Source organism: Rossellomorea sp. DUT-2 (assembly GCF_052665285.1).
Genome location: NZ_JBQPEO010000006.1, coordinates 166,423 through 190,263 on the forward strand (window position 1 = coordinate 166,423; position 23,841 = coordinate 190,263).

Here is a 23,841-nt window from a genome sequence, read left to right on the forward strand (position 1 = left end):
GGATGTCACATGAGGAGACTGCTCGTGTTAGGCGCAAGTGGATTAGTGGGGAATGCGTTGGTGGAAGAGTGCAAAGATTCCTTTGATGTATATGGGACCTATGCAACTAGACCAGTGGATCTTCCTGAAGAAAAACAATTTCAATTAGACATCAGCGATATGGATAAGATGAAAGAAATCGTCCAATCCATCAAACCCGATAGCATCGTTTCATGTCTAAGAGGTGATTTTGATCAACAGCTTGAATTTCATAGGGAGCTGGCATTGGAAATCGAAAACACTGAAAGCGTACTCTATTATTTTTCAACGGCAAATGTGTTTGATGGGGATTTCACGAAGGATCATTCAGAAGAAGACTCTCCTAACGCTGCATCCCCTTATGGGCAGTTCAAAATTGAGTGTGAAAATATGCTGCAGAATGTTTTAAAGGAACGTGCGGTTATGATACGAATACCGCAAATATGGGGGAAGAAGTCTCCGAGATTGGATCAAATCAGAAGTGGGATTGAGAGTAACTCGATCGATGTATACAGCAATCTGGAGTGTAATCATCTAACGGATGAATTCCTTGCAAAACAGCTGAAATACATCATCCTCCATAAGCTGACAGGGATCTTTCACTTGGGTGCTATTGACATGATGACGCAAGATACTTTTATTAAGGAGTTGGTCAGCAGCCTTACGGATAAAGAAATAAACTTTCATTATCGTTTGCTTCAGGATACACCGGATACATATTATTTTGGATTGAAGAGCATTCGAAACGATCTTCCGGAGAGTTTGTTGAAGACGAATAGGGAAATGATAGACGATATAGTTAGTCCATATGGTCCACTATGAATTATCAGAATGGATAAGAATGTAGTGACCTGAGAATAAAATATAATCATAAATAAATGGAGCAATGAAACATGAAGGTAGAGCGATTACTGGCGATGATCATCAAGTTATTAAATACCAATAGAATAACGGCAAAAAAGCTTGCTGAAGAGTTTGAGGTCTCTGTACGGACGATTCAAAGGGATATCGAATCAATTAACCTGGCGGGTATTCCGATTGTTTCATATAAAGGTTCGAACGGCGGCTATGGAATTCTTGAGGAATACAAGATCAGTACAGGCTTATTTAATGATGTAGAATATGAATTGCTGCTCACTGCATTAAATGGTGTCTATAAAACCTATGATGATAACCAATTAAAACAAATTATTGAAAAGCTGACATCCATAAAGTCAAATGGGAACGTTCAGCAAACTTCACCCGTTTGGTTAGATTTCGGTGGCTGGGGACCGACTGAAAAAAGGAAAGAAAAAATAAATATGATCAAACAATCGATTGAATCCAATAAAGTCATCGCTTTTCAATATATAGATATTAATGGTAGCTATACAGAAAGAGAAATTGAACCTGTTACGTTGATTCTAAAGATCAATAAATGGTATGTGTATGCTTTTTGTAAACTAAGAAATGAATATCGGTTGTTTAAATTAGGCAGAATGCAAAACATGAAACGTACATCTAAACCAATTGAGCAAGAGAACGAAGAGAACATGAAAGCTTTTACCAGCACAATCGTGAAATGGTTACCATCAAACTAAAGTTCACTCAACATGCCTTAAATGAGTTGGAGGATTATTTCGATTTAGATTCTGTAGAATTCGGTGATGACGGATGGGTTTATCTGACTGAATCATTCCCTGAAGATGAATGGGTCTATCGTATGATCTTAAGTCTTGGCTCCGAAATAGAAGTTCTTGAGCCAGAACATATTAGGGAGATTATGAAAGAGAGAGCAAAGAAAATTTATGATAAATATTAAGAAATACGACATAATGGTGTCGGCTTAAGTGTGATACGGTATCAATATGAATCAATTCTAATAAATAGGGGGGATCAACATGTCAGTAGTGAATCAATTAGCTTCCCAGCTTAATAGAAATGACGAAGAGCCAAATATTGAGCTGGCACACACGTTAGCTAATGAAGAAAATCATGCAGGTATAGAAGAGATTATTGATGGCCTGTCTAGCAAAGATAAAAAGGTTCAACATGACTGTATCAAAGTAGCGTATGAAATCGGAGAGGTTAAACCAGAACTGATAAGTAAGTATGCACTGACCTTTATAGAGTTGCTGAAAAGCCGTAATAATCGTTTAGTATGGGGTGCAATGACAGCATTATCAACGATCACTGAGGAATCTTCAGAAACAATCATGGCTCATCTTCACACAATAAAGAGTGCCATGAAAATTGGTTCGGTCATTACGATTGATAAAGGTGTTCTAACTCTTGCGAAGCTCGCCGCGGTTAATAAGGAAAATAATGACGCAATTTTTCCATTCTTACTCCAGCACCTTGAGAATTGTAGAACAAAAGAAGTGCCTCAGCACTCTGAAAGCACAATGGTAGCTGTTACAGATGAAAATAGCGAGGGGTTTCTGAATGTGTTACGAAAAAGAGAACCCTATCTAACGGCGCCTCAACTAAAAAGAGTAAAAAAAATCTACAAAACTTTGGAAGCGTAATTACGTTAAATAGTGAGGTGGAAGAATGAAAGAATATAAAAAATGTCAGAGTTGTGCCATGCCCTTGAAGAAAATGGAAGACCGCGGTACTGAGAAGAATTCAGAAAGAAGTTCGATGTACTGTAAGCATTGTTATCAAGAAGGGGAATTCACCCAAAAAGACATCACAGTAGAAGAAATGAAACAATTTGTAAAGAATAAATGTATCGAAATGGGTTTACCGAAGTTTATGGCAGGGATGTATGTGAAAAATCTTCATAAATTGTACAGGTGGCAATAGCTAGTATACATTCATGTAAAGACGATGTTGTTTACATTTGTCCTTAATTTAAATTGCGCTGTGTTCTCTGATGTGTTTAAAGTCATTTTAGGTGAAGTACGAATAAACGAGGTGAAAGAGATGGTTAGAAGAATATAGATTGCCTCCTCAATTTGATTTGTATTAAATTTTGGAGGCTAACTAATTAAGTAGGAGTTGGAAAGAGTATGAAGCAAAATAAGTATGATGATGTGAATTTTTTTTCTGAATATAAAAATATGGAACGTTCCATTAAAGGTCTTGAAAGTGCGGGAGAATGGCACGTATTAAAGGAGCTTTTACCCGAGCTCCGAAATAAGAGTGTCCTTGATTTGGGATGCGGTTTTGGCTGGCATTGTCGCTATGCTCGTGAACAGCAAGCAAGGTCTGTTATTGGAGTAGATATATCTGAAAACATGCTTCAACAAGCCCGTGAAATGACGAATGATTCTTTCATTTCATACATTAAGATGCCAATCGAAGACATTGATTTTTCTAATTCCCAATTTGATGTAGTGATCAGTTCATTGGCTTTTCACTATATTGAGTCCTTTGGAGAAATCTGTAAAAAGATCTATGATAGTTTACAGCCGGGAGGTTCTTTTATATTTTCGGTTGAACATCCAATGTTCACTTCCCGACAGGAACAAGATTGGTATTGTGATGACAAAGGGAATCGTTTACATTGGCCCGTTGATCATTACCAATTAGAAGGCAAACGTGAAACAACGTTCCTGACCGAAAATGTTGTAAAATATCACCGTACATTTTCTACTTATGTCAATGACTTACTAAATGCAGGCTTTAGCATAAGGAAAATGAAAGAACCGATTCCCTCTGACGAAATGGTAGAAAGTGCACCTGAAATGAAAGACGAACTCCGCAGACCTATGTTCTTGATCATCTCAGCTGAAAAGTAATGCGTCTCATCGCTCCTACGAAATGTAGGGGCGATTTTCGCCTTCCCCTAAAGGATCTTCAAATGGAAGGCGGTATGCAAGCTTTCTTCCCTTTAAGCAAAGAAGACTCGTCAATTGGCGAGTCTTCTTTGCTGTCAGCATATCATTATAGCCTTTAATGTTGGCTTAAGCACCTCAAAAAGGACCCCCATACCGCTTCTTTCTATGAAGTCTTGACAGATTCACTTGATACCATTTTTGTAGGGACTCTGATCCCGGTTTCTTTGATAATAATGCCAGATTTGGACTTGAAAAGAGAGAACAAGACACATCCTGCTATGACAATGATGCTGCCGACAGCTTGTAGTCCATTCATCTTTTCCCCAAGAAAAGCGAAGGCCAATAAGGCGGTGAAAACGGGGTTGAAGTTCAAGAACAATCCTGAAGTACTCGGCCCCAGGTTATTCACCCCGATATTCCATAAGACCATGCATACAACGGTGGAAATCACACCGGTATATAAGATTGACTGCACGAATGAAGCGTCAATATTGGTCACCCGGAACGTAGAAAGATTAAAAGGAAGAAGGATGAGAAGGCCAAATAGTCCGGAGTATAAAATGGACATCATGGGAGTGACGGTCTTCATTGCCCACTTACTGCAAACGGAATAGATCCCCCACATTACAACCGCAGCCAGCATATAGAGGTCCCCTTCATTAAATTGCAGGGAATAGACCATCTCCACATTCCCTTTGGACAGGACGAGCAACACGCCAAAGAGCGAGATGAACATGGACGACAGTTGAAATGCGTTCATCTTTTCCTTCAGAAAAATAAAAGAGATTCCGGCAATGGAGAACATATTTAACGTGGAGATCAGGCCCACATTGGTGGCAGATGTCTTTTCCAAAGCCATGAATTGAAGTGCCTGAAAAAGGGCTACCCCTGTCAGACCCATGAAAAATAACGGCAGGATCGATTGAATGGGTGGAACCAGCTTTTTTTCTTTCCACCAGACAATCGGGAACAGACAGACGACGGCGATCGCCCATCTTAATATGGTCAACGTTCCCGGGGATGCATGTTCCACTAGCGTTTTCCCTACTATGAAATTGCCTCCCCAGAGAAGACTTGTCAGTAACAACAGATAATAATATTTCACGTCATTTAGCCCCTTTTCAAAGAGCCATTGTGCACAATGACATTGTCTATAAGAATAATTTTAACATTTTACTAAAAATACAAAAGAACATCTTGTATAATGGTAAATAATCAAAATAATTAAAAGTATAATAGAGTTTTAGATTGTATAAATTTATTTCTACATAGTTTTATCAGTGGTTTTTGGAACAATTGAAAAGGGAGGATGGAGCATGGAGACGATTGTAAGCAGAGTTTTGGACCAAATGGATCTCAAGCTTTTGGATTTGCTTCAAAAGGATGGGCAACTCAGTAATCTGGAACTATCGAAGCGGGTTAATTTATCAGCACCAGCCGTACACGCAAGAATCAAACGTCTGGAAATGGAAGGATATATCAAAAAGCAGGTAGCCATTCTAAACCATGAAAAACTGGGGTTTGACTTATTATGCTTCGTTTTTATGAGCACAAATGAACATCGAACAGAAAAGTTGGAAGCAGTGGAAGAGACATTGGAATCTATGGAAGAAGTCCTGGAATGTCATTGTTTGACCGGGGAATATGATTATCTCTTAAAGGTGGCCTGCAAGGATCGCAAGGGACTGGAGCTCTTCATCAGAAGGCTGAATGAAATGGGGATTACCAAGATTCAAACGAGCTTGGCGTTGAGGGAGATCAAGGATTCTACGGTGTTACCGATACAGGGGTAAAGGTCGTTCTGTCCTATTTCCTTTCTAGACAAAATAGAGGGCAGGCATCATGCTCCCAAATGCCAACCATCGCTTCCAGTCCAAGGAGATTTCCACACCGACGAACCAGCCAAAGTGATCAATGACCACACCGGCAATGAGCTGTCCGATTACGGTTGAAATGTTGGCTGCATTCCCACCGATGATCGGTACTGCAAGAACCGTGAGAAACAGGTAGCCAAATCCGAAAAGAACGGCACTCAACTGCCATTTCGGCGCATCAAGCAAAGCAAGGACATCACCTTTTTCAAAGAATAGATGATCTTGATGAGAAATAGGCTCCCGGTTGCGACAGGCTACGCTAAAAAATGTTGCACTGAGATGGATGAACTCCGTAAATAGTACTATTTAAATCCAAATAGCTTCAAGTTCACTTAGCTTTAACCAACCTGATATCTTCCGCTTTCGCTAACACACATTTCTTGTCTTCCGAACTCAATTCCACATATTCAGAATCGTAAATCCAGAATATGGTGAACAACTCATCTTCAAATTCTACAATATCGCCGAGATTATATTTCATTTTAGCTCCTTGAAGGAGAACGCTCCATTCTCAGTGAACAGTGTATATTTTACCATTACTTTAGAACTAAAAATATTTCATTGTAATCACTGAGAGACTATTCAGGTTGAATTTCATAGTGAAACATCAGGTGTACGCTGAAATTCACCAAAAATTATTCTTCTAAGAATGTAGAATGTATGAAGCGCATCCCCCTTCCAAATTTCCGGACTGGTCCATTCGGAAGGGAGCAAACGCACGTTTGCCTGTGATATAATGGAAGTACACAACATAATACGGAAGATGGGGTAGCGGCTCACACTCCCGAGTGAAGGGAGGTGATACGCTAATGATTGCTGTAGGAGATGTATTACAAATCATGATTGCCTTTGGAACATTGATTGTAGCAATTGTCGCGGTTACACAAAAAAAGAAGTAACCATCGTCCCCACCGCTCATGAGGATCATTGATGATTACTTCGTTTCGATTGACTCTGAAGTGAGCCGCTGCACTTTCGATGCAGTTTATGTTGTGGAGGAGTCCTGATTGCCGTCAGGCTCCTTTTTTAGTGTACTTAACTACTTTTATTATATACATAAGTTCATACGTTAGTAAAGAATAGTGAATAAATGGATGAAGCACCGTCTATAATAAAATAAAAATATTGACAAATTTAACCTGTATCATTTACATTTGTTCTAACATATATTGGATCACTTACATTCCATGACGAGAACGAGTAGGTATGGAATCTGTTCTACAGAGAGTTGACGATTTGGTGGAAGTCAACGTTCAGATCATATTGAATATCCTCTCCGAGAAGCAAAGCTGAAGGTACTTTAAGCTTTGACGGGTTTCCGCCGTTAAAAGGAACGCGTATGATTGTACGTTGCATGAGTGCTGTCACGTAAACTTGAAATACAGTTTATGGACAGAATCAGGGTGGTATCGCGGGTTATAACTCGTCCCTAACATTGGTTAGGGGCGGGTTTTTTTATTTACAAAAAAATAGAGGGTGATGACATGAAAAAGGTGAATGTAAACGAAAAGTCGGTCGATAGAGAACAGCGGATCCAGGATTTCTGGAATTCGAATCATATTTTTGAAAAGTCAGTGGCAAACCGTGAAGGGCAAAAGTCGTTCGTCTTCTATGAAGGACCTCCGACTGCCAATGGGCTACCACACGCCGGTCACGTTCTGGGGCGTGTGATCAAAGATTTTGTCGCAAGGTATCAGACCATGCGTGGTTATCAAGTCAAACGTAAGGCAGGCTGGGACACACACGGTCTCCCTGTGGAATTGGGCGTCGAAAAGAAAATCGGCGTGTCCGGCAAACAAGAAATCGAGGAATACGGTGTTGAGAAATTCATTGAAGAATGTAAAAAGAGTGTGTTCGATTATGAGAGGCAGTGGCGCACCTTTACGGAGGCAATAGGATACTGGGTGGATATGGATGATCCCTATGTAACCCTTCAGAATAATTATATCGAAAGTGTCTGGCACATTCTTTCAAAAATCCATGAGAAAGGGTTGCTCTATCAAGGGCATCGGGTCGCACCTTATTGCCCGAGCTGCCAAACCTCCCTCAGTTCCCATGAGGTAGCTCAAGGATATAAGGATGTAAAAGATTTATCCGCGACAGCTAAATTCAAGGTGGAAGGAAAAGAGCATGAATACTTTCTGGGCTGGACGACAACACCTTGGACGCTTCCTGCCAATGTGGCCCTCGCCGTCCATAAAGACGTGGATTACGTGAAAGCCAAACGGGGTGAAGAGACGTATATCCTGGCAAAGAAACTTGTGAACGATGTGTTGGGAGACGACTTCGAATTGGTCAGTGAGCATAAAGGGCACGAATTTGTAGGGGTTTCGTATCAGCCACCGTTCAACAATCTCACGCTTGACCGCGGGCATGAAGTGATTTCGGCATCGTTTGTGACCGATGACAGCGGAACCGGGATTGTTCACCTGGCTCCAGCTCACGGTGAAGATGATTATAATGCCATCAGAGAAAGCGGATTGGATTTTGTCAATATTGTCGATGAAAAAGGCTGTTATACCAATGAATTCGCTCCTCTTGCAGGAGAATTCACAAAGGACAGCGACGTGAAGATCATCAAGATGCTCTCGGATAGCCATCTTCTCTTTTCCAAAGAGAAGTATGAACACAGCTATCCACACTGCTGGCGCTGTGACTCACCACTCCTCTATTACGCAATGGAAGGCTGGTTCATCAAGACAACGGCCATAAAAGAGACCATCTTAAAGAACAACCAATCCGTCGAGTGGTATCCGGATCATATGAAGGAAGGAAGATTTGGGAAATTCCTTGAAAATATGGTGGATTGGAACCTGGGAAGGAACCGTTATTGGGGAACACCACTGAACGTTTGGGTTTGCGGGGAATGTGATCATCAGTATGTCCCGGGAAGCATTCAGGATCTAAAAGAACATGCGATCAGGGGTTGGAAGGATAATCTTGAACTTCACAAACCATATGTCGATGAAGTAATCGTGGGATGTCAGTTCTGTTCTCATGAAATGAACAGGACGAAAGAAGTCATCGATGTCTGGTTTGACAGTGGTTCGATGCCGTTTGCACAGTATCATTATCCATTTGAGAATGAAGAATTATTTCATCAACAATTCCCGGCAGATGTGATTGCCGAAGGAGTGGACCAAACGAGGGGCTGGTTCTACAGTCTGTTGACGGTTTCCTCCCTCTTCACAGGGAAAACTCCATATAAGCGTGTTCTATCACTCGGGCACATACTGGATGAAGACGGACGTAAAATGTCTAAAAGCAAAGGGAATGTCATCAATCCAACGGATCTCGTTGAGAAGTTTGGGGCAGATGCTCTCAGATGGGCATTGCTTGCAGATAGTGCCCCTTGGAATAACAAACGCTTCTCAGAAAACGTCGTCAGCCAGGCAAAATCGAAACTGGTCGACACGCTGAATAACGTTCATTCCTTTTACACCCTGTATGCAGAGATTGATGGGTTCGATCCTCATAAACACGAGGCTGGAACTCCGTCTCTACTCGATCAGTGGATGTTATCACGACTGAATTCGGTTATCAAAAACGTAACGGACCATTTAGATCAATATGACTTTACCGCAGGAGCAAGAGAGTTATCCATCTTAGTTGATCAGGTGAGTAATTGGTATATCCGCAGATCACGTGAACGCTTCTGGAGCGAAGGGTTGAATGAAGATAAATTGGCAGCATACCACACATTAAATCGAGTATTAGTCAGTGTAAGCCGGTTGCTGGCACCATTCACTCCGTTCATTGCAGAGGATATCCACATAAACTTGACCAATGAAAGCGTCCATCTGTCCGATTTTCCTAAAGTAAATCAAGAAGACATCAATCCAGCATTGGAAACGGAAATGGATCGCGTCTTACAAGTAGTCGAACTTGCCCGATCTGCACGTAATACGACGAATATCAAAACAAAGCAGCCTCTATCCAGGCTTACGGTAGTGGGAGCGAAGGGTGATACGGAATTACTTAAGAAGTATGAATACATCATCCAAGATGAAATCAATGTAAAGAATGTACAATTGCAGGACCAAGCAGGAGATTCCGTGCAATATGAATTAAAGCTGAACTTCCCGACAGCCGGCCCGAAACTCGGTAAGCTCGTGGGCCTTGTGCAGAAACATTTACAATCGTTAGATCATGAAGAAGCAAGCAAGGTTGTAGAACAAGGCTATCTTGACTTTGAGTCTCCAACCGGGGAAAAGATATCAGTCGAGAAAGATGATCTCATCGTTCATAAAAAAACACATAAAGGTTTGGAAATGGCTTCAAACAAAACCTTCAGTGTTTTCCTGGATACAACCATCACAGAGGATTTGCGGAAAGAAGGGAAAGCCAGGGAGCTTGTTCGCGCCGTCCAGCAATACAGAAAAGAACTGAACCTGCCTGTGGAACAGCGTGTGCATCTTGTGCTGAATGTCGATGATTCAATGAAAGAGGTAGTGGGCCGATTTGAAGATTTACTGCAAAGCAGTCTATTAATCAAGAGTCTGACATTTGAAAAGAGTGAAGGCATGAAAGAAATAGACATTGATGGAGTGAGGATCGCACTGGACATCAAAGAGTAAGAAGTTGTAATGAGGGGCTTATCCAGAACTGGGGAAGCCCCTTTTATTGTGTTAATTTACCTTGAATACGAATAGGTAGTTTGAAATAATTGGTATTAGATGGAAGGGAGAGCGAGACATGAGCCATAAGAAAGCCGTGCTATACGGACGAGAAAGGCTTACATAAAATCATTCTAGAGTAAAAGTTATAACCGGGCGGGGGAGATTGCCATGCTAAACAGCTTACCTGCAAGCGAACACTTACCTGTTAAGGAAGGCGTATCAACGATTAGATTCAAAACTCTATGTATCTACCTCATCATGTTGGTGGTTCCAGGCTATTTCATTTATAAACTCCCACTTCATGGTGTTACATACGAAGGAGTCAAGGGACTCATATGGTTTACTTATTTTATGGTCGTGACTCTGTGTTACAAGGATATCCGAACCTTCATCGCTCTGCTGTTGAACGTCAAAGCCTTTAAGAAGCCAGGAACCTATATATGGATTCTTATAACGTTTATGCTTCCGTACATCATGCTGCACCTTTGCCTCTATTTTGAAGTGTTTCTGGACAAATATTTTATGTTTTACTTCAACAATCATATGCTTCATGCAAGCAGCTGGAGACAGACGATCGATGTGGCGGTTCTTACACCGATAACGGAAGAAATTGTGTTCAGGGGCATTTTGCTGACAATTCTATTGCGATTTGTAAAGCCGTTTTGGGCAGTCGGAACCACATCAATCTTGTTCGGACTTATCCACCTATCGGATATTTGGATGATTACGATACTGGGAGGAGTCCTTTTAACATTGACAACGTATAAAACCAAATCGATCCTGCCGGCGATGGTGGCCCATTCACTATGGAATCTATATATGGTTCAGCTGTTTCTTTATTTTTAGGGGAATGAAGATGCAAAAATCCTAAAGACAGGGGATCAAATCTATGAATAAACTAAGTGTAATATTGGGTGTGATCCTTCTAGTCGCCATACTGGCAAATCTACATACTATAGTAGCTTCAGTTAAATTGTACTCATTCGAACATTATAAAAAAGATGTAACTGAAACAAAAGTTATAACGTTTCGTGAAATATTCGAGATGTTGTATCAACAAAGAGAGTTGGCCGCAGAATTAGAGAACTCTATCACCTATTCATTGATAGGCGAGGAAGTGAGAAAAGGCGCTGATGAGGCTTCTGATTACGAAAGATTCTTATCGCACAATGATCACATCACATCTTTAAAAGTTAAGCTGCCAATTACCACCTACAAAGATGACGATAAGACCATTGAGTTTATATCAGGTAAAGGGGAAGTGTTAGAAATATTCGAGGACGGTGAGTGGAAAAGTTTTAATGGTCCTAAGGAGGAGTTAATGATTAAGTATAATTTGAATGTTCAATAAAAATAAACCAACAAAAGACATGAACAAAAACGCTCAGAGATCATCCTGAGCGTTTTTGTGTGATCATCGTACCTACTTCTGATTATACCCCCGTTCTCCATACGGCTGCAGTTTCTCCAACCACTTTTCTTCCAACTCATCCAGAGCTTCTTTTTCAGTCACAAATGGATCATCATTCTTTTTCAGTTTTTCCAATAGCTCGAATGTAAATGCGTCTTTCCCGTACTGGATCCATTCGGTTTGTAACCCTTTGCTGGTGGTGAATCCATTGTTTTCAAGCATGAACTTGATCCCGTTCAGGGTCTTCAAGTTTTTCGTGCTTCCGATATAGATTTTATTGTTTTGCTGATTTAAGATTTGAAAGACACCTGCTTCAACCGGTGTTTCTTTATACTGTTGTTTTAACTCTCTTTTACGATCCATGATTAGACCTCCTGTTAGTTCTTTACTTCTTTAACCAGTACTTGCTCCCGTCGGATTTACGGTCTATAAACCCATATTCAATGAGATATCTTCTGATAAGCACATAATCGTCATAAATGTCTTTTAATACATGATTTAATTCTTTTTCATCGTACATATCGTCTTTCTTCAACTGTTTCGAAATCTCACGAAGAATGACCAGCCTTTGCTTTTCCTTTGGGGGGAATTTCGTCAATGCCCCGTCAGAGAAGTACTTACTTACGATTTGCTCCTGTTCGGTCTGTGTAATATTGTACCGTTCGTCCACCATGGTGGCTGTTTTATGAACAGGTACAAACGTCGGGGCATTTTCGTCTTTTTCTTTCAGCAATTCCATCATGGTCAGGAAGGTCTTGGCTTGACGCTCCTTCTCTTTTAAAGCAAACCGGTGATGCCGGATAGTGGACGCACTTCCGATATCCAGTTCTTCTTTGATTTCTTTATCATTTTTCCCTTGATAAAAGAGGGTCAATAAACGTTTTTGGTGATCGGTCAGACCCGTGAGCTTTTTATCCATTCCAATTAAATAATCGAATACGGACAGGTGCGTACGTTCAATGTGAACACCCATATATTTTTCAGCGAGGTAAAATTTATCTTCGTAAGGATAGACCATGCCTTTTTCAAGGATCTCTCCGCACATAAGACAAATAAAGGAATCTTCTTCTTCGATAAAACCTCTTTTCATTTCTTCCAAAGAGGCACTCCAAAACAAGTTGGAAAGCTCCATTCCTTAACACATCCTATTCTTTTATCTTTTGCGCAATTTTTATATAAACGAAATTTAAATATGTTTGTTATTTTATAAACATAATATAAAATTGTTTGTTTTTTGTCAAATAGAATGTTAAAGACCAACCATTGATCACAGTCTCCAAATAGATCAATCAGCAGATTACCTAAAAGCGTAGACCAGATGCAAAGGGCGTGGTATCTTCAGATTATCAAGGTATGTAAATCTCTAAATTGAATGGAACGGAGACAGAAATAGATGAACAACGTGACGAACATTAAATGTGAAAACATAACAGATGATATCATTCAGGAATACCAACAAAAGGGCTATGAGTTGGTATTCCAAGAATATGTGATGGAACACTCCTTAACGGACATCCCTAAAATCGAAACACCATTTCCATTTATTTTCAAAAGTTGGTCAGCGTCATTGAAAGAGCGATTTTATGAAGTTTACGAGGCTTCATTCAAGGACCGTCCCGGTTTTCCAGGGTGGCCCGGGGAGAAGTGGGTGGAGTGGATATCGTCCGGTTCTGATTTTCTACCGGAACGGTCCTATATCGTAACTGTCAATGACCAGGCGGTAGGTTTCATTGCAACCGATCATGAGACTGATACAATCGGGTATATCATTCAAGTGGGTGTGATTAAGGAGTGGCGGGGAAAAGGGATCGCTGCTGTATTGACTTGTAAATGCTTAGAAGACCTCCGACAAGATGGTATGAAATCCGTCGTCCTCCACGTGAATCAAAACAATCCCGGAGCCATAAAGCTTTATGAACGTATAGGATTCAAGACTGTCCGGAAAAGAGGCACGTTTGGAATGACATCTTAGAGTGTCTGTGCAAACCGGGACGGTTCTTACTCTACTTTTCGGGAATCTAGTATAGACGGAACCGTCCCCACTGTATCCATAATTACCAATATCTATTTCTTCACCTATTTGTAGTCTAAATATTTTTTTGAATGTGTCGATATATTAAATATATTAATTTAGATGCGATGAATGGTTATCTGTATGTGGGCGCTTGGATAATCGGGGAGCAACTAGCGCAACCGGCTAATTGAACTTTACTGTTTGATTAGCTTTTTTTATTATAGAACGTTACTTTCTATGCCCAGAAACCTAAAGATGAATGAATAATGGAGTACATAAGCAAATGTTCAAAAGAAGGGGATACGTATATGAACCAATTAACTAGTAAGGCAAGCACCCAAGTTTTAGATATAAAGGATGTTCTATTAGCTCTTGAAACAAATTTGGCTATGATAGAGTTCTCCTTAGACAGGAAGGTAATTTGGGTAAATAATAACTTCGCCGATGCAATGAATTACCGGGTACAGGAAATGCAAGGGATGGATCACAAACAGTTCTGCACGATGGAATATAGCCAAAGCAAAGAATATACAGTGTTGTGGGACAACCTCCGGAAAGGGAAAAAATCTCAAGAAAAAATTGAAAGAGTTGATAAACAGGGAAACAAACTTTGGCTGGAAGCAACATATATTCCTATTTTAGATGAAAAGGGTTCTGTCCATGCAGTCCTGAAAATTGCCACAGACATTACAAAAAGGGAAAATACAACGATAGAGATCATTTCCCAATTAAAGAGCATGCCGAATAATCTAGTTAACTCAGTTATGGACAATTCTAATGAAAAAGTTGAAGCATTAGAGTCTTTAAAAGAACAAATTAAATTAATTGATGAAACGTCGAAATCGATAAAAAATATTTCTTCTCAAACAAACTTGCTTTCTTTAAATGCGGCGATTGAAGCAGCCAGAGCGGGTGAACACGGGAGAGGGTTCAATGTAGTAGCCCAGGAAGTGAGGAAGCTCTCTGTGAATGCTAATAATGCCATTAAAGAGGTTAATGCTAACATTGAAAATATTACAAATGAACTAATAAAAGTTAATCAAATTTCAGAAGACTTACAAAGAATTGTTACAGAATCTAAAAATGAAATTGATCAAACCATTAACAAGTTAGAAAAACTTACTACAAATAAAGAGTAAGTGTAGGTAATGGGTTCTGTGTTACATATTAGGAGAATATAAAGAGCGTGTTCCGAACCACTATGGTTAAATAGGCTCTTTAAATGCAACTCATGCAAACCGGGGACGGTCGTAAGGGAAAGGTTAAGACGGAACCGTCCCCACTCTGTCTATGTATCGAAACAGAGATAGACTTGTGAATATCGTCATTGTATTGCTCTTTTGTATCCTTATCTTTCATATCATCCGAATCATCCTTCACGTTAAGGTTTACTTCGTGTATAGCATGAGGTTGGGATATTTTTTATTTATTGAACTAATCATTTTCCTTATTTTATTTCTTTTTTCAAAAGGTGAATGTCTTTCTCAATGGGATTATTCATAACGAAAAGAATACTTTAAATAGCATGCAAAAAAGCACAGAGTTTATCTAACTATGTGCTTCTCTTTCTTATAGAGATTGTTACCCTATTCTCATTTTATTCTTTAACTTTTATGGAGGATAAAGGATGCTAAAAATAGCAATGTGAATGTGCCTAAAAGAAAATATAGAAAATATAAAGAATACCTTTCACGATACTTCTGACCTTATCGTAAGAAATATATAGCCTTCTGGCTGCGAAGGTTCCCTTGAAATGAATATTGTCTATTTGGACGGAATTATCGATGCAGATGTTATTCAGGATTTTGTGGTCAAGCTTATTAGAACCATTCGAGACTGAAGGTTTTAATGAATCACTCATCGATCAAATCATTGAAAGAATAGTTGAATCGGCAGATGTGAAAACGACAACTCAGTATCAAGAATTGACCGATGCCATCGTACAAGGAAGCACTGTCTTATTAATTGACGGGTTTCGAGAAGGCATCATTATACCATCTCCCAAGTGGGCAGAAAGAAGCGTCGAAGCGTCAATCGGAGAACGTTCGGTAAGAGGTACGCAAATTGGATTAACAGAAAAGATGAAAACAAATATCAATCTGTTAAGAGGTTCATTAAAGACCCCGGATTTGTGTGTGGAAACAGTAGAAATTGGTTCCACTTCACCAACATCTGTTTCAATCTTATATATTGAAGGTACTGTCGATAAAGGGATTTTAAAGGAAGTTAAGAACAGGCTAAATAGTCTTACCTTAAAGTATGTCCTTAGTGAAAGAGTATTGGAGGATGTATTAGAAGGAAAGCCAAGGTCTATTTTTTCCCGGGTAAGACATTCAGAACGAATTGACGTTTGGGACAACCATTCTAATTTTGTATATGGTGAGTCTGAAATCGGTCGGTGTTCCTTATCTTTCACCTATCATTCCTTTTAAGATGCAGGAATTGAAGGATACATTTTATAGAGAAGATTTACAAGCTTACTAATAGCAAGCATACTTATATTGAAGATGGTGAGTGATTGTAGCAATGTGCAAGTATTGACCCTTGGCACGGTGGAGAATTAATGGACTGAGGGTCTGGGCACAATTATAGATCACGGTCATTTTATCCAGTCTTTTTATTGGGATGCTGGACGTTTATTATTTTTCTCTTCTCATAGTTTCGCTAAATTGGGATGAATGTTAGCACGGCAATAAAGAAATGATGGCTAGTTCTGCGAAAACCGGCATTTTACAGAAATTTTACTTTACTCATTGAAAAGAGTGAAAAATGGGTGTACGATAAAAAGAATATTCTTAGAAATGAATCCTGATAGAAGGTATAGTAGAGACACTTATGAAGCGAACGGTATGATTTTTCATAATAAGCGGAGAAAATCTGCATTCGTTTCGTGGAGGGGTCTCTTTTTTATTTAAGGAGGATGCCGCATGATAAATGAATTAACGGATTTTTTCTGGCAGCATGATATTTACTTCAGGATTGTAGTGAGTGCGGTGTTGGGATTCATCATTGGATGGGACCGGTCATCAAAAAATAAGCCAGCCGGTTTAAAAACGTATACATACGTATCGGTGGCATGTACATTGATCACGATCGTCTCAATCGAAGGCGCAGAGATGCTCAGTCAACCGGATAGCGGAAAAATGATGGATCCACTCCGTCTTGCTGCCCAAATTGTATCAGGGCTTGGCTTCTTAGGCGCAGGTGTGATCCTGAAAGATGGACTGCGGGTGAAAGGCCTCACTTCCGCTGCGATGATTTTCTACGTGGGTGGTATCGGAATCGGCATTGGAGCAGGATTTTATTCCATTGTCATTTTCGCCACCATTGTCACGTTCATCATGACGAGGATCGGAAACTTCTTTGAAGAACGGGAGCTCAAGGCGATGAGCCTGCCGAAGCTGCGGAAGAAAAATGATGAGAAAGAGGAATAAATGTAGGGGTGAAATGGATAGGTGTGAATGATCAACAACTGCTTGATGGGGATATGAGTAATGTTACAGGGATACTTAACCCTATAATTCGGATGCAGTTTCCACGTTTAAGCTCGTTGTTTTTTCATTTGATTACCTATTCAACATCTCCCCTTTTGTGTTTACACCATAAATCAGCACTGAAATGTTTGTGTTGTTAGCACGTTGTTTCGTGTCATTGATTCTCGCTATAATTTACTTAAGATTTACATTTCTTCGTTTAATCACCCTGCACTTGAGGTAACAGTCACTATAAGGAGGTGTTGTAATCATGGAAGCAATCAGTAAGCGTTTTTTCTTGTTTCTTTCTCACAATAAGGCGTTGGATAAGATGGCCAAACGGTGGGGATCAAGATTTGGGGCTAATAAGCTTGTAGGGGGAGAAACCTTTGCACAGGCGATTCCATTGATTACGCAATTGAACGAAGAGGGATTCCAGGTTACGGTCGATCATCTTGGTGAGTTCGTCGATTCCACAGAGGTGGTGCGGGAGAATGTACAACGATGTATTGAGAGTATCAGTGCCATTGCCTATCATGGGCTGGAGACTGAAATCTCTGTCAAGCTGACTTCCCTGGGATTGGATATCAGTCAAGATCTTGTCATGGAAAGTATGGAGTTGATTCTTGCGAAGGCAAAAGAAAGCGGAATCACGGTCACTCTCGATATGGAGGATTCCTCGAGGTGCCATGCCATCCTTGACGTTTACAAGAAGCTCTGTCAAAAGTACGACAATGTGGGGACGGTGATCCAATCTTATCTCTATGTTTCAGAGAAGGATGTGGATGATCTCAATCAGTGTTCCCCTTATTTGAGGCTTGTGAAGGGTGCATATAATGAATCGGGTAAAGTGGCGTTCCAGGAGAAGAAAAAGGTGGATGACAATCTGAAGCATCTCATCAAGAAGCAGCTCTTGAACGGCCATTATACAGCGATCGCAAGCCATGATGAAGCGATTATCGATTACACCATCGGATTAGTGAAAGAACACAATATCCCGAATGACCGCTTCGAGTTCCAAATGCTTTACGGAATGCGGAACCAACTGCAATCCGAATTATTAGAAAAAGGATATACCGTCCGTATTTACCTGCCATATGGCGAGGACTGGTTCGGGTATTTCATGCGACGTCTGGCGGAACGGCCGGCAAACATCGCATTCGCATTAAAAGGAATTTTCAGCAAGTAACATCCAGACAGAATGAAATCAGAAAGGAACGTGAAGAGAATGAGTAACGGAATTTACAACATCCCAACACCTACAAATGAGCCTGGTAATACATATGCCCCAGGTACGAAAGAAAGAGAAACGCTAAAAGCTGAATTAGAGCGCCAAGCTGGTCTCGAGGTTGAGATCCCGGTCATCATCAATGGAGAGGAAATCAAGACAGATACAGTGAAGCAAGTGGTGATGCCACATGATCACAAACATGTGTTGGCTAACTTCTCCCAAGCTGGTGAAAAAGAGCTGCGCGATGCAGTGGAAGCGGCAATGGCTGCGAAAGAATCATGGTCCAATATGCCATGGCAACACAGAGCATCCATCTTCTTGAAAGCGGCTGACTTAATTTCTGGTCCATACCGTGATGTCATCAATGCTGCAACGATGTTAGGTCAATCCAAAACAGCGTACCAAACGGAAATTGATGCGGCACAAGAATTAGCAGACTTCTTACGCTTTGGCGTTGATTATGCGAACCAAATCTATCAAATGCAGCCGGACAGCATGAAAAACATCTGGAATCGTTTAGAATACCGTGCATTAGATGGTTTCGTACTAGCGATCTCTCCATTTAACTTCACAGCGATCGGTGGAAACTTACCGTCTGCTCCTGCTATTATGGGGAACGTGGTCGTTTGGAAACCGGCAACAACGGCTATACTATCAAACTACTACTTTATGCGTATTTTAGAAGAAGCTGGACTACCAAAAGGCGTTATTAACTTCGTCCCTTCTCGTGGTTCACAAGTGTCAGAAGTCGTATTAACAGACCCACGCATGTCCGGATTCCACTTCACTGGATCAACAAGCGTGTTCCAGACGATTTGGAAAACAGTCGGGGAAAACATCACAAACTACAAATCGTATCCTCGTTTAGTTGGGGAAACAGGCGGTAAAGACTTTGTCTTCGCTCACGAAACGGCACAAGCAGACAAAGTAGTCGCTGCACTTGTTCGTGGTGCATTCGAATACCAAGGTCAAAAATGTTCAGCAGCTTCACGTGCCTATATCCCAGCAAGCATGTGGGAAGAAGTGAAAAATGGTGTCGTGGAAGAAACGGCGAAGCTTAAAGTAGGGGATGTCAGAGACTTCAGGAACTTCATGGGTGCGGTCATTGACAAAGCTGCCTTTGATTCCATCACAAGCTACATCGACTATGCGGCTGATTCTGAAGAAGCTGAAATCATTGCCGGTGGTACGTATGATGATTCTGTTGGATACTTCGTTCAACCGACTGTCATCGTGACAACGAATCCAAACTTCAAAACGATGACCGAAGAAATTTTCGGACCTGTATTAACGATCTATGTATATGAAAACGAACAATTAGAAGAAACACTGACTTCAGTGGATACTGCTTCCATGTATGCCTTAACGGGTGCAATCTTTGCACAAGACCGTGAAGCGATCATGCACTTGGAACGCCGTCTTTCCGGTGCAGCTGGTAACTTCTACATCAACGATAAACCAACGGGTGCCGTGATCAACCAACAACCATTCGGCGGTTCACGCGGTTCTGGTACAAACGATAAAGCAGGCTCAATCTTCAACATGATTCGCTGGACCAGTCCTCGTATCATCAAAGAAAACTTTGCGCCAACAACAGACATTACCTATCCATTTATGGATGAGGAATAAATCGAACACGATGAGCTCTCCCGATCAGGGGGAGCTTTTCATTTTTTATTCGGGGATTTAACGCTATAATAGGAATCACAAACACTCGTGGAAAGGTAAGATTCCTATGGAAGCACTTGATATCATCCTCCAAACAGAAGACATTCATAAAGCGACGGAATTGATCAGCTCAAAATTAGGCAATCCCGTCATCATTGAAAACAAAAATTTCGAACTGATTTCATACAGTTCCTCTTCGAATAAGTTCGATCAAACACAGCTAAAGACAATCCTCACGAAAAAATGTCCGGTCTTCATCATCGATCGACTGAAAAAAGAGGGCATCGTCCACCAGCTCGAGAAACATACGGATCCGATCCGGGTACAGGCGATGGAAGAGTTAGGATTTCACCAGCGCGTCGTCGTTGCAGCCAAGTACCTGGGAAACACGATGGGATATATTTGGGTTCAGGAATCCAACCGTCTTCTCGAAAATGAAGAGCTCGCTTTCCTTGAAGAAATCTCCGCTCATCTTGGAAACCTGATCAATGATATGTACGCAAAAGTCAATATCAAAAAGGACAGAAAAGAAGAAGTACTATGGCATCTCCTGCAGCACGAATACGGAAGTGAAAGCCAGCTCCGCCATGATGCATCCCTCGTCAAGCTGACCCTGCCTGAACGGTTCACGGTAGCGGTATACTCGATCGCATCGTCGGACTATAAGCCTATGCTCGACCAATTGGAGAAGCTGGTCCAGGAATCCAGCTTCAACACAAAGATTTATTCACTCCGAACGGAATTCCAGGTGATCCTCGTTCTCTACGGCAAAGCAGACACACCATCTTCCTCCCTGGAACTAGCCAGAGATCTAGTCGAAAAGGTGAAAGAACAAACAGGGGAAGAAGAATTCTACCACTTCCTGATCGGGATCGGGAAGGAGTACACCACGTTATATCAAATGAGAAAGAGCTTCTTGGAAGCGTCGGAAGTCATTGAAACGGCTAACTTCATCAGTCCGCGTCCAGAATCAATGCCGCGGGAATTTGCTCAGTTGGGTATTTATCGTTACTTGCCAACGCTCTATGAGAAAAACACATCAAAGGACTATTACAGTGATGACTTGTTGGTATTGATTAAGAATGATGTGAAGAAGCAGACAGATCTTCTTAAGACACTTGAGGTGTATCTGGCGAATGATGGGAAGGGGAAACAGACCGCCAATGAACTGTTCATCCATCCGAATACGTTGAATTATCGGATCAAGAAGATACAGGAACTGACTGCGATTGATTTTAATGATTTTAATATGAAGGTGTATTTGTATACGGAGTTGTTGTTGTTGAATAATGTGGAGGCTTATTATCAGCGGTATAAGGATGCTTTGAAGGGGATTTGAACATCATAGCCTGGTAAAAAATTATTTCAATGGGGTATGTATTGTGAAGAAGGATTTAAATGTAGGATATACCTTATTTAAACCACCAGGTGTGAAGAACCAATTTACTAAGGTCGATTTAACAAAGAAACAAGTAACAAGAACCGTTTCATACAATAAGATTATCTATATGACGGTACTTGTAGATTTGGCTACAGATACAGTCAGTATTGAGGGAAGCGTTGATGAGTTAAAAGAATTGGCTATGGATCGCGAATCTTATATTGAGATGTTTAAGAGCCAGGCAGCGTTTTTTGTGTCAAATAACATATCGGATCCAAAGAAATATTATGATGAAATGTTTTAATCCACGTTCAAGTTACAGAGTGTTAATAATTCAAGCGGTTGCTATATAGCAACCGCTTTTTTCATTTTTTCATTTGTAGAGTGTGTAGAGAGGGGACGGTTCCGTTTCTACCTTTCCCTTTCTACAATTCTACCTGAAAGCCAAAAAGTAGAATAAGAATCCTCCATGGTTTGCAGGTTGTTATGCCGTTAAAGGGCCATTTAATGGAAAAAGAGTATTGCCCAAATATCAAACATTTGAAATAATTGGTATTAAGTGATTAGAGTGAAAGGATTGAGAAGGATTAATCAACTTATAAAAATAAATAACAGTTATATTGATGTTTTGAATAAAGGAGAAAAAGGTCCAATTGTTATTATTTTGACAGGAATGGGCTGCTCTTTTGAGGAGTGGTATGAAGTAATAGAAACTTTAAGTGAAACCTATAGAGTCCTAACGTTTCATCGCCAGGGACTAGGGCAAAGTGAGCTTGGGGATGGAATCCAAAACACTGCATCAACTGTAAGTGATTTAGCTGAAATACTCAATCACTTTCAAATCGAAGAGCCGTTTTATTTAATTGGACATTCTTATGGTGGCCTGTGTGTTCAACACTTCGCAAAAGTTCATCCAGAAAAAGTGGCCGGAGTGATATTAGTTGACTCGACCTCTGTTGAATTAAAAGAATTAGAAAAGCTTGATTTACCAGTTTTAAATCAAGACTCAGATGAATTGTGGATTGAAAAAAGCTTGGATTATTCAACAAAGGATAAACAAGAATTATTGGAAATAATTAAACCTTCACTTAATGAAAAACACCGTCAATTTCCAAAGGCAATTCAACAAAAATTGCTGGACTTTCAAGCAAATCCTTTATTATATAAAGCGATGGCATCAGAGATTAAGGAATGGACTATAGACGCAGAAGTTATTATGAGTCTAGGCGATTTTCCTGACCTTCCATTAATCGTTATTGGACGGGATAAGGAATATACTATTGAATCTGAATCAAAAAATGGAATACCTGAAGGGGAGTTAATAGAATTCGAAGAGAAATGGGAAGAACTAATCACCAACCAGAGTATATTGTCTATCAAAGGTGAATTAATTCTTGCGAGTAATTCAGGACATTCTGTGTTCCTCGATCGACCGGATTTGGTTATTGAATGTGTACATAATATGGTTCAACGGATAGATAGTGTGCCATTATTACAAAAGTAGCTCCCTATGGTACTCCATAAACGAGGCAGTATAGTTTAATGAAAAATTAACTTAGGGGGAAAATAATGAACTTAGAGCAGTTCGAACAGCATATTAAAAAACTCTTTGATGAAGAGTTATTAGAAGAACTTGATGACGATTACGGTTTTACTAATAAGTCGAATAATTCGATTTCAACAATTGGATATTCTACAAATTTATCTATCGAAACAATTGAAAAAGCTGCGTCGAACAATGTGGATTTGATGGTTACTCATCACGATGCCTGGGATTTTATTTATGGATTAAGAAAGGAATGCCTAAAGAAATTACAAGAGCATAATATTAGTCACTTCTGGATACACGGTCCTTTAGACTTTAGTGAATTTGGCACCTGTACTTCTCTTATGAATGTTGTTGGTATAGATAAGATTATTAAATACTCGGTTTATGATAATGGGGATGTTCCTGGTATAGGAGAATTTAGCGAGCCTATTGATTTTAACTTTCTTGTTCAAAAAATGAGAGATGAGTTAGAGGAGCCAGTTAGAGCTTGGAGGAATAATGTTAAGAAAGTAAAGAAGGTTGGAGTGTTAACAGGTGCAGGGCATTCTTCAAACCATCTAAAAATAGCAGTTGAAGAAGGTTGTGATACCTATATAACAGGAGAAGCAACCTTGTACACTATTCAATATGCTCAATTTGTAGGGATTAATCTTTTAGTTGGCAGTCACACTTTTACAGAGATATTCGGTGTAGAAAGTCTAGCAAATAAACTCCAGAATTTAGATAAAGACATTAAACTTGTTAAGTTAAAGGAAGAGCACTTTGAGTTCAATCATAAATGATTTTTATTTTTTTCCGACTTTGTGAAGTATTGTACTTAAACAAACGGGGGCAATAAC

27 protein-coding genes, 1 riboswitch and 1 other annotated feature are annotated in these 23,841 nt (G+C 40.2%); of the genes, 22 read left to right on the plus strand and 5 right to left on the minus strand.

What is annotated here, in order from left to right:
* Positions 1-9 precede the first annotated feature (9 nt).
* From ACOSV2_RS20365 to ACOSV2_RS20390, 6 genes are all read left to right on the plus strand, one after another.
* The gene (locus ACOSV2_RS20365; RefSeq protein WP_428976659.1) at positions 10-840 is read left to right on the plus strand and encodes a sugar nucleotide-binding protein; all 831 of its coding nucleotides are present in this window, start codon (positions 10-12) and stop codon (positions 838-840) included.
* Positions 841-911: 71 nt separating this feature from the next.
* The gene (locus ACOSV2_RS20370) at positions 912-1,598 is read left to right on the plus strand and encodes a helix-turn-helix transcriptional regulator (RefSeq protein WP_445509855.1); all 687 of its coding nucleotides are present in this window, start codon (positions 912-914) and stop codon (positions 1,596-1,598) included.
* Entirely contained in the window at positions 1,580-1,819 is a 240-nt protein-coding gene (locus ACOSV2_RS20375; RefSeq protein ID WP_445509856.1) for a helix-turn-helix transcriptional regulator, read from the plus strand. Before ACOSV2_RS20370 ends, ACOSV2_RS20375 begins: the two co-directional genes overlap by 19 nt.
* Positions 1,820-1,898: 79 nt before the next feature.
* Positions 1,899-2,525, plus strand: coding sequence for a hypothetical protein (locus ACOSV2_RS20380; RefSeq protein ID WP_428976660.1), 627 nt, complete (start codon positions 1,899-1,901; stop codon positions 2,523-2,525).
* A gap of 25 nt (positions 2,526-2,550) precedes the next feature.
* Complete coding sequence (locus tag ACOSV2_RS20385) at positions 2,551-2,805, plus strand: zinc ribbon domain-containing protein (protein ID WP_427600470.1); 255 nt, start codon at positions 2,551-2,553, stop codon at positions 2,803-2,805.
* 206 nt (positions 2,806-3,011) lie between these two features.
* Positions 3,012-3,743, plus strand: coding sequence for a class I SAM-dependent methyltransferase (locus tag ACOSV2_RS20390; RefSeq protein WP_428976661.1), 732 nt, complete (start codon positions 3,012-3,014; stop codon positions 3,741-3,743).
* Between the two features lie 202 nt (positions 3,744-3,945).
* On the opposite strand, the gene ACOSV2_RS20395 is transcribed toward ACOSV2_RS20390, so the two are convergent.
* Positions 3,946-4,887 carry a DMT family transporter gene (locus tag ACOSV2_RS20395; protein ID WP_428976662.1) on the minus strand — a complete coding sequence of 314 codons (942 nt, stop codon included), beginning with the start codon at positions 4,885-4,887 and terminating at the stop codon, positions 3,946-3,948.
* Positions 4,888-5,098: 211 nt separating this feature from the next.
* On the opposite strand from ACOSV2_RS20395, the gene ACOSV2_RS20400 reads away from it, so the two are divergent.
* Positions 5,099-5,575 carry an Lrp/AsnC family transcriptional regulator gene (locus tag ACOSV2_RS20400; protein ID WP_148970901.1) on the plus strand — a complete coding sequence of 159 codons (477 nt, stop codon included), beginning with the start codon at positions 5,099-5,101 and terminating at the stop codon, positions 5,573-5,575.
* Positions 5,576-5,599: 24 nt separating this feature from the next.
* On the opposite strand, the gene ACOSV2_RS20405 is transcribed toward ACOSV2_RS20400, so the two are convergent.
* Positions 5,600-5,842, minus strand: coding sequence for a DMT family transporter (locus ACOSV2_RS20405; RefSeq protein ID WP_428976663.1), 243 nt, complete (start codon positions 5,840-5,842; stop codon positions 5,600-5,602).
* Between the two features lie 142 nt (positions 5,843-5,984).
* Positions 5,985-6,137: a hypothetical protein gene (locus ACOSV2_RS20410; protein ID WP_324744991.1), complete on the minus strand. Its 153-nt coding sequence runs from the start codon at positions 6,135-6,137 to the stop codon at positions 5,985-5,987.
* Positions 6,138-6,465: 328 nt separating this feature from the next.
* Here ACOSV2_RS20410 and ACOSV2_RS20415 point away from each other — a divergent pair, with 328 nt between their 5' ends.
* The 4 genes from ACOSV2_RS20415 to ACOSV2_RS20430 all read left to right on the plus strand — a co-directional run bounded on the left by ACOSV2_RS20415 (position 6,466) and on the right by ACOSV2_RS20430 (position 11,626).
* Positions 6,466-6,555 (plus strand): putative holin-like toxin, encoded by a 90-nt coding sequence (locus ACOSV2_RS20415; RefSeq protein ID WP_219927342.1) that lies wholly within the window; start codon positions 6,466-6,468, stop codon positions 6,553-6,555.
* Positions 6,556-6,834: 279 nt separating this feature from the next.
* Positions 6,835-7,090: a binding site (T-box leader), on the plus strand.
* Between the two features lie 50 nt (positions 7,091-7,140).
* Positions 7,141-10,233, plus strand: coding sequence for an isoleucine--tRNA ligase (ileS, locus tag ACOSV2_RS20420; protein ID WP_428976664.1), 3,093 nt, complete (start codon positions 7,141-7,143; stop codon positions 10,231-10,233).
* Between the two features lie 210 nt (positions 10,234-10,443).
* The gene (locus ACOSV2_RS20425) at positions 10,444-11,121 is read left to right on the plus strand and encodes a CPBP family intramembrane glutamic endopeptidase (RefSeq protein WP_428976665.1); all 678 of its coding nucleotides are present in this window, start codon (positions 10,444-10,446) and stop codon (positions 11,119-11,121) included.
* A gap of 43 nt (positions 11,122-11,164) precedes the next feature.
* On the plus strand, positions 11,165-11,626 hold the full coding sequence (locus ACOSV2_RS20430) for a hypothetical protein (RefSeq protein WP_428976666.1): 462 nt from the start codon (positions 11,165-11,167) through the stop codon (positions 11,624-11,626).
* Between the two features lie 72 nt (positions 11,627-11,698).
* On the opposite strand, the gene ACOSV2_RS20435 is transcribed toward ACOSV2_RS20430, so the two are convergent.
* Positions 11,699-12,049: a GIY-YIG nuclease family protein gene (locus tag ACOSV2_RS20435; RefSeq protein ID WP_428976667.1), complete on the minus strand. Its 351-nt coding sequence runs from the start codon at positions 12,047-12,049 to the stop codon at positions 11,699-11,701.
* A gap of 22 nt (positions 12,050-12,071) precedes the next feature.
* Complete coding sequence (locus ACOSV2_RS20440; RefSeq protein ID WP_428976668.1) at positions 12,072-12,818, minus strand: DUF2087 domain-containing protein; 747 nt, start codon at positions 12,816-12,818, stop codon at positions 12,072-12,074.
* A gap of 261 nt (positions 12,819-13,079) precedes the next feature.
* Here ACOSV2_RS20440 and ACOSV2_RS20445 point away from each other — a divergent pair, with 261 nt between their 5' ends.
* The 11 genes from ACOSV2_RS20445 to ACOSV2_RS20495 all read left to right on the plus strand — a co-directional run bounded on the left by ACOSV2_RS20445 (position 13,080) and on the right by ACOSV2_RS20495 (position 23,784).
* The gene (locus tag ACOSV2_RS20445; protein WP_428976669.1) at positions 13,080-13,658 is read left to right on the plus strand and encodes a GNAT family N-acetyltransferase; all 579 of its coding nucleotides are present in this window, start codon (positions 13,080-13,082) and stop codon (positions 13,656-13,658) included.
* 151 nt (positions 13,659-13,809) lie between these two features.
* Positions 13,810-13,894, plus strand: a riboswitch (cyclic di-GMP riboswitch).
* 114 nt (positions 13,895-14,008) lie between these two features.
* Positions 14,009-14,839, plus strand: coding sequence for a methyl-accepting chemotaxis protein (locus ACOSV2_RS20450; protein WP_428976670.1), 831 nt, complete (start codon positions 14,009-14,011; stop codon positions 14,837-14,839).
* Between the two features lie 645 nt (positions 14,840-15,484).
* Positions 15,485-16,132, plus strand: a complete 648-nt coding sequence (locus tag ACOSV2_RS20455; protein WP_428976671.1) for a spore germination protein — start codon at positions 15,485-15,487, stop codon at positions 16,130-16,132.
* On the plus strand, positions 16,086-16,184 hold the full coding sequence (locus ACOSV2_RS20460) for a spore germination protein (protein ID WP_428976685.1): 99 nt from the start codon (positions 16,086-16,088) through the stop codon (positions 16,182-16,184). Before ACOSV2_RS20455 ends, ACOSV2_RS20460 begins: the two co-directional genes overlap by 47 nt.
* A 443-nt stretch (positions 16,185-16,627) precedes the next feature.
* The gene (locus ACOSV2_RS20465) at positions 16,628-17,134 is read left to right on the plus strand and encodes an MgtC/SapB family protein (RefSeq protein WP_428976672.1); all 507 of its coding nucleotides are present in this window, start codon (positions 16,628-16,630) and stop codon (positions 17,132-17,134) included.
* A 310-nt stretch (positions 17,135-17,444) separates the two neighbouring features.
* A complete protein-coding gene (locus ACOSV2_RS20470; protein WP_427600449.1) occupies positions 17,445-18,362 on the plus strand; it encodes a proline dehydrogenase family protein in 918 nt (305 codons plus the stop codon).
* 39 nt (positions 18,363-18,401) lie between these two features.
* Complete coding sequence (gene pruA / locus ACOSV2_RS20475; protein WP_428976673.1) at positions 18,402-20,033, plus strand: L-glutamate gamma-semialdehyde dehydrogenase; 1,632 nt, start codon at positions 18,402-18,404, stop codon at positions 20,031-20,033.
* A 106-nt stretch (positions 20,034-20,139) separates the two neighbouring features.
* Positions 20,140-21,411, plus strand: a complete 1,272-nt coding sequence (locus tag ACOSV2_RS20480) for a PucR family transcriptional regulator (RefSeq protein ID WP_428976674.1) — start codon at positions 20,140-20,142, stop codon at positions 21,409-21,411.
* A gap of 43 nt (positions 21,412-21,454) precedes the next feature.
* Positions 21,455-21,757 (plus strand): hypothetical protein, encoded by a 303-nt coding sequence (locus tag ACOSV2_RS20485; protein ID WP_428976675.1) that lies wholly within the window; start codon positions 21,455-21,457, stop codon positions 21,755-21,757.
* Positions 21,758-22,021: 264 nt separating this feature from the next.
* Positions 22,022-22,957, plus strand: a complete 936-nt coding sequence (locus ACOSV2_RS20490; protein ID WP_428976676.1) for an alpha/beta hydrolase — start codon at positions 22,022-22,024, stop codon at positions 22,955-22,957.
* A gap of 65 nt (positions 22,958-23,022) precedes the next feature.
* Complete coding sequence (locus tag ACOSV2_RS20495) at positions 23,023-23,784, plus strand: Nif3-like dinuclear metal center hexameric protein (protein WP_428974255.1); 762 nt, start codon at positions 23,023-23,025, stop codon at positions 23,782-23,784.
* Positions 23,785-23,841: the final 57 nt, after the last annotated feature.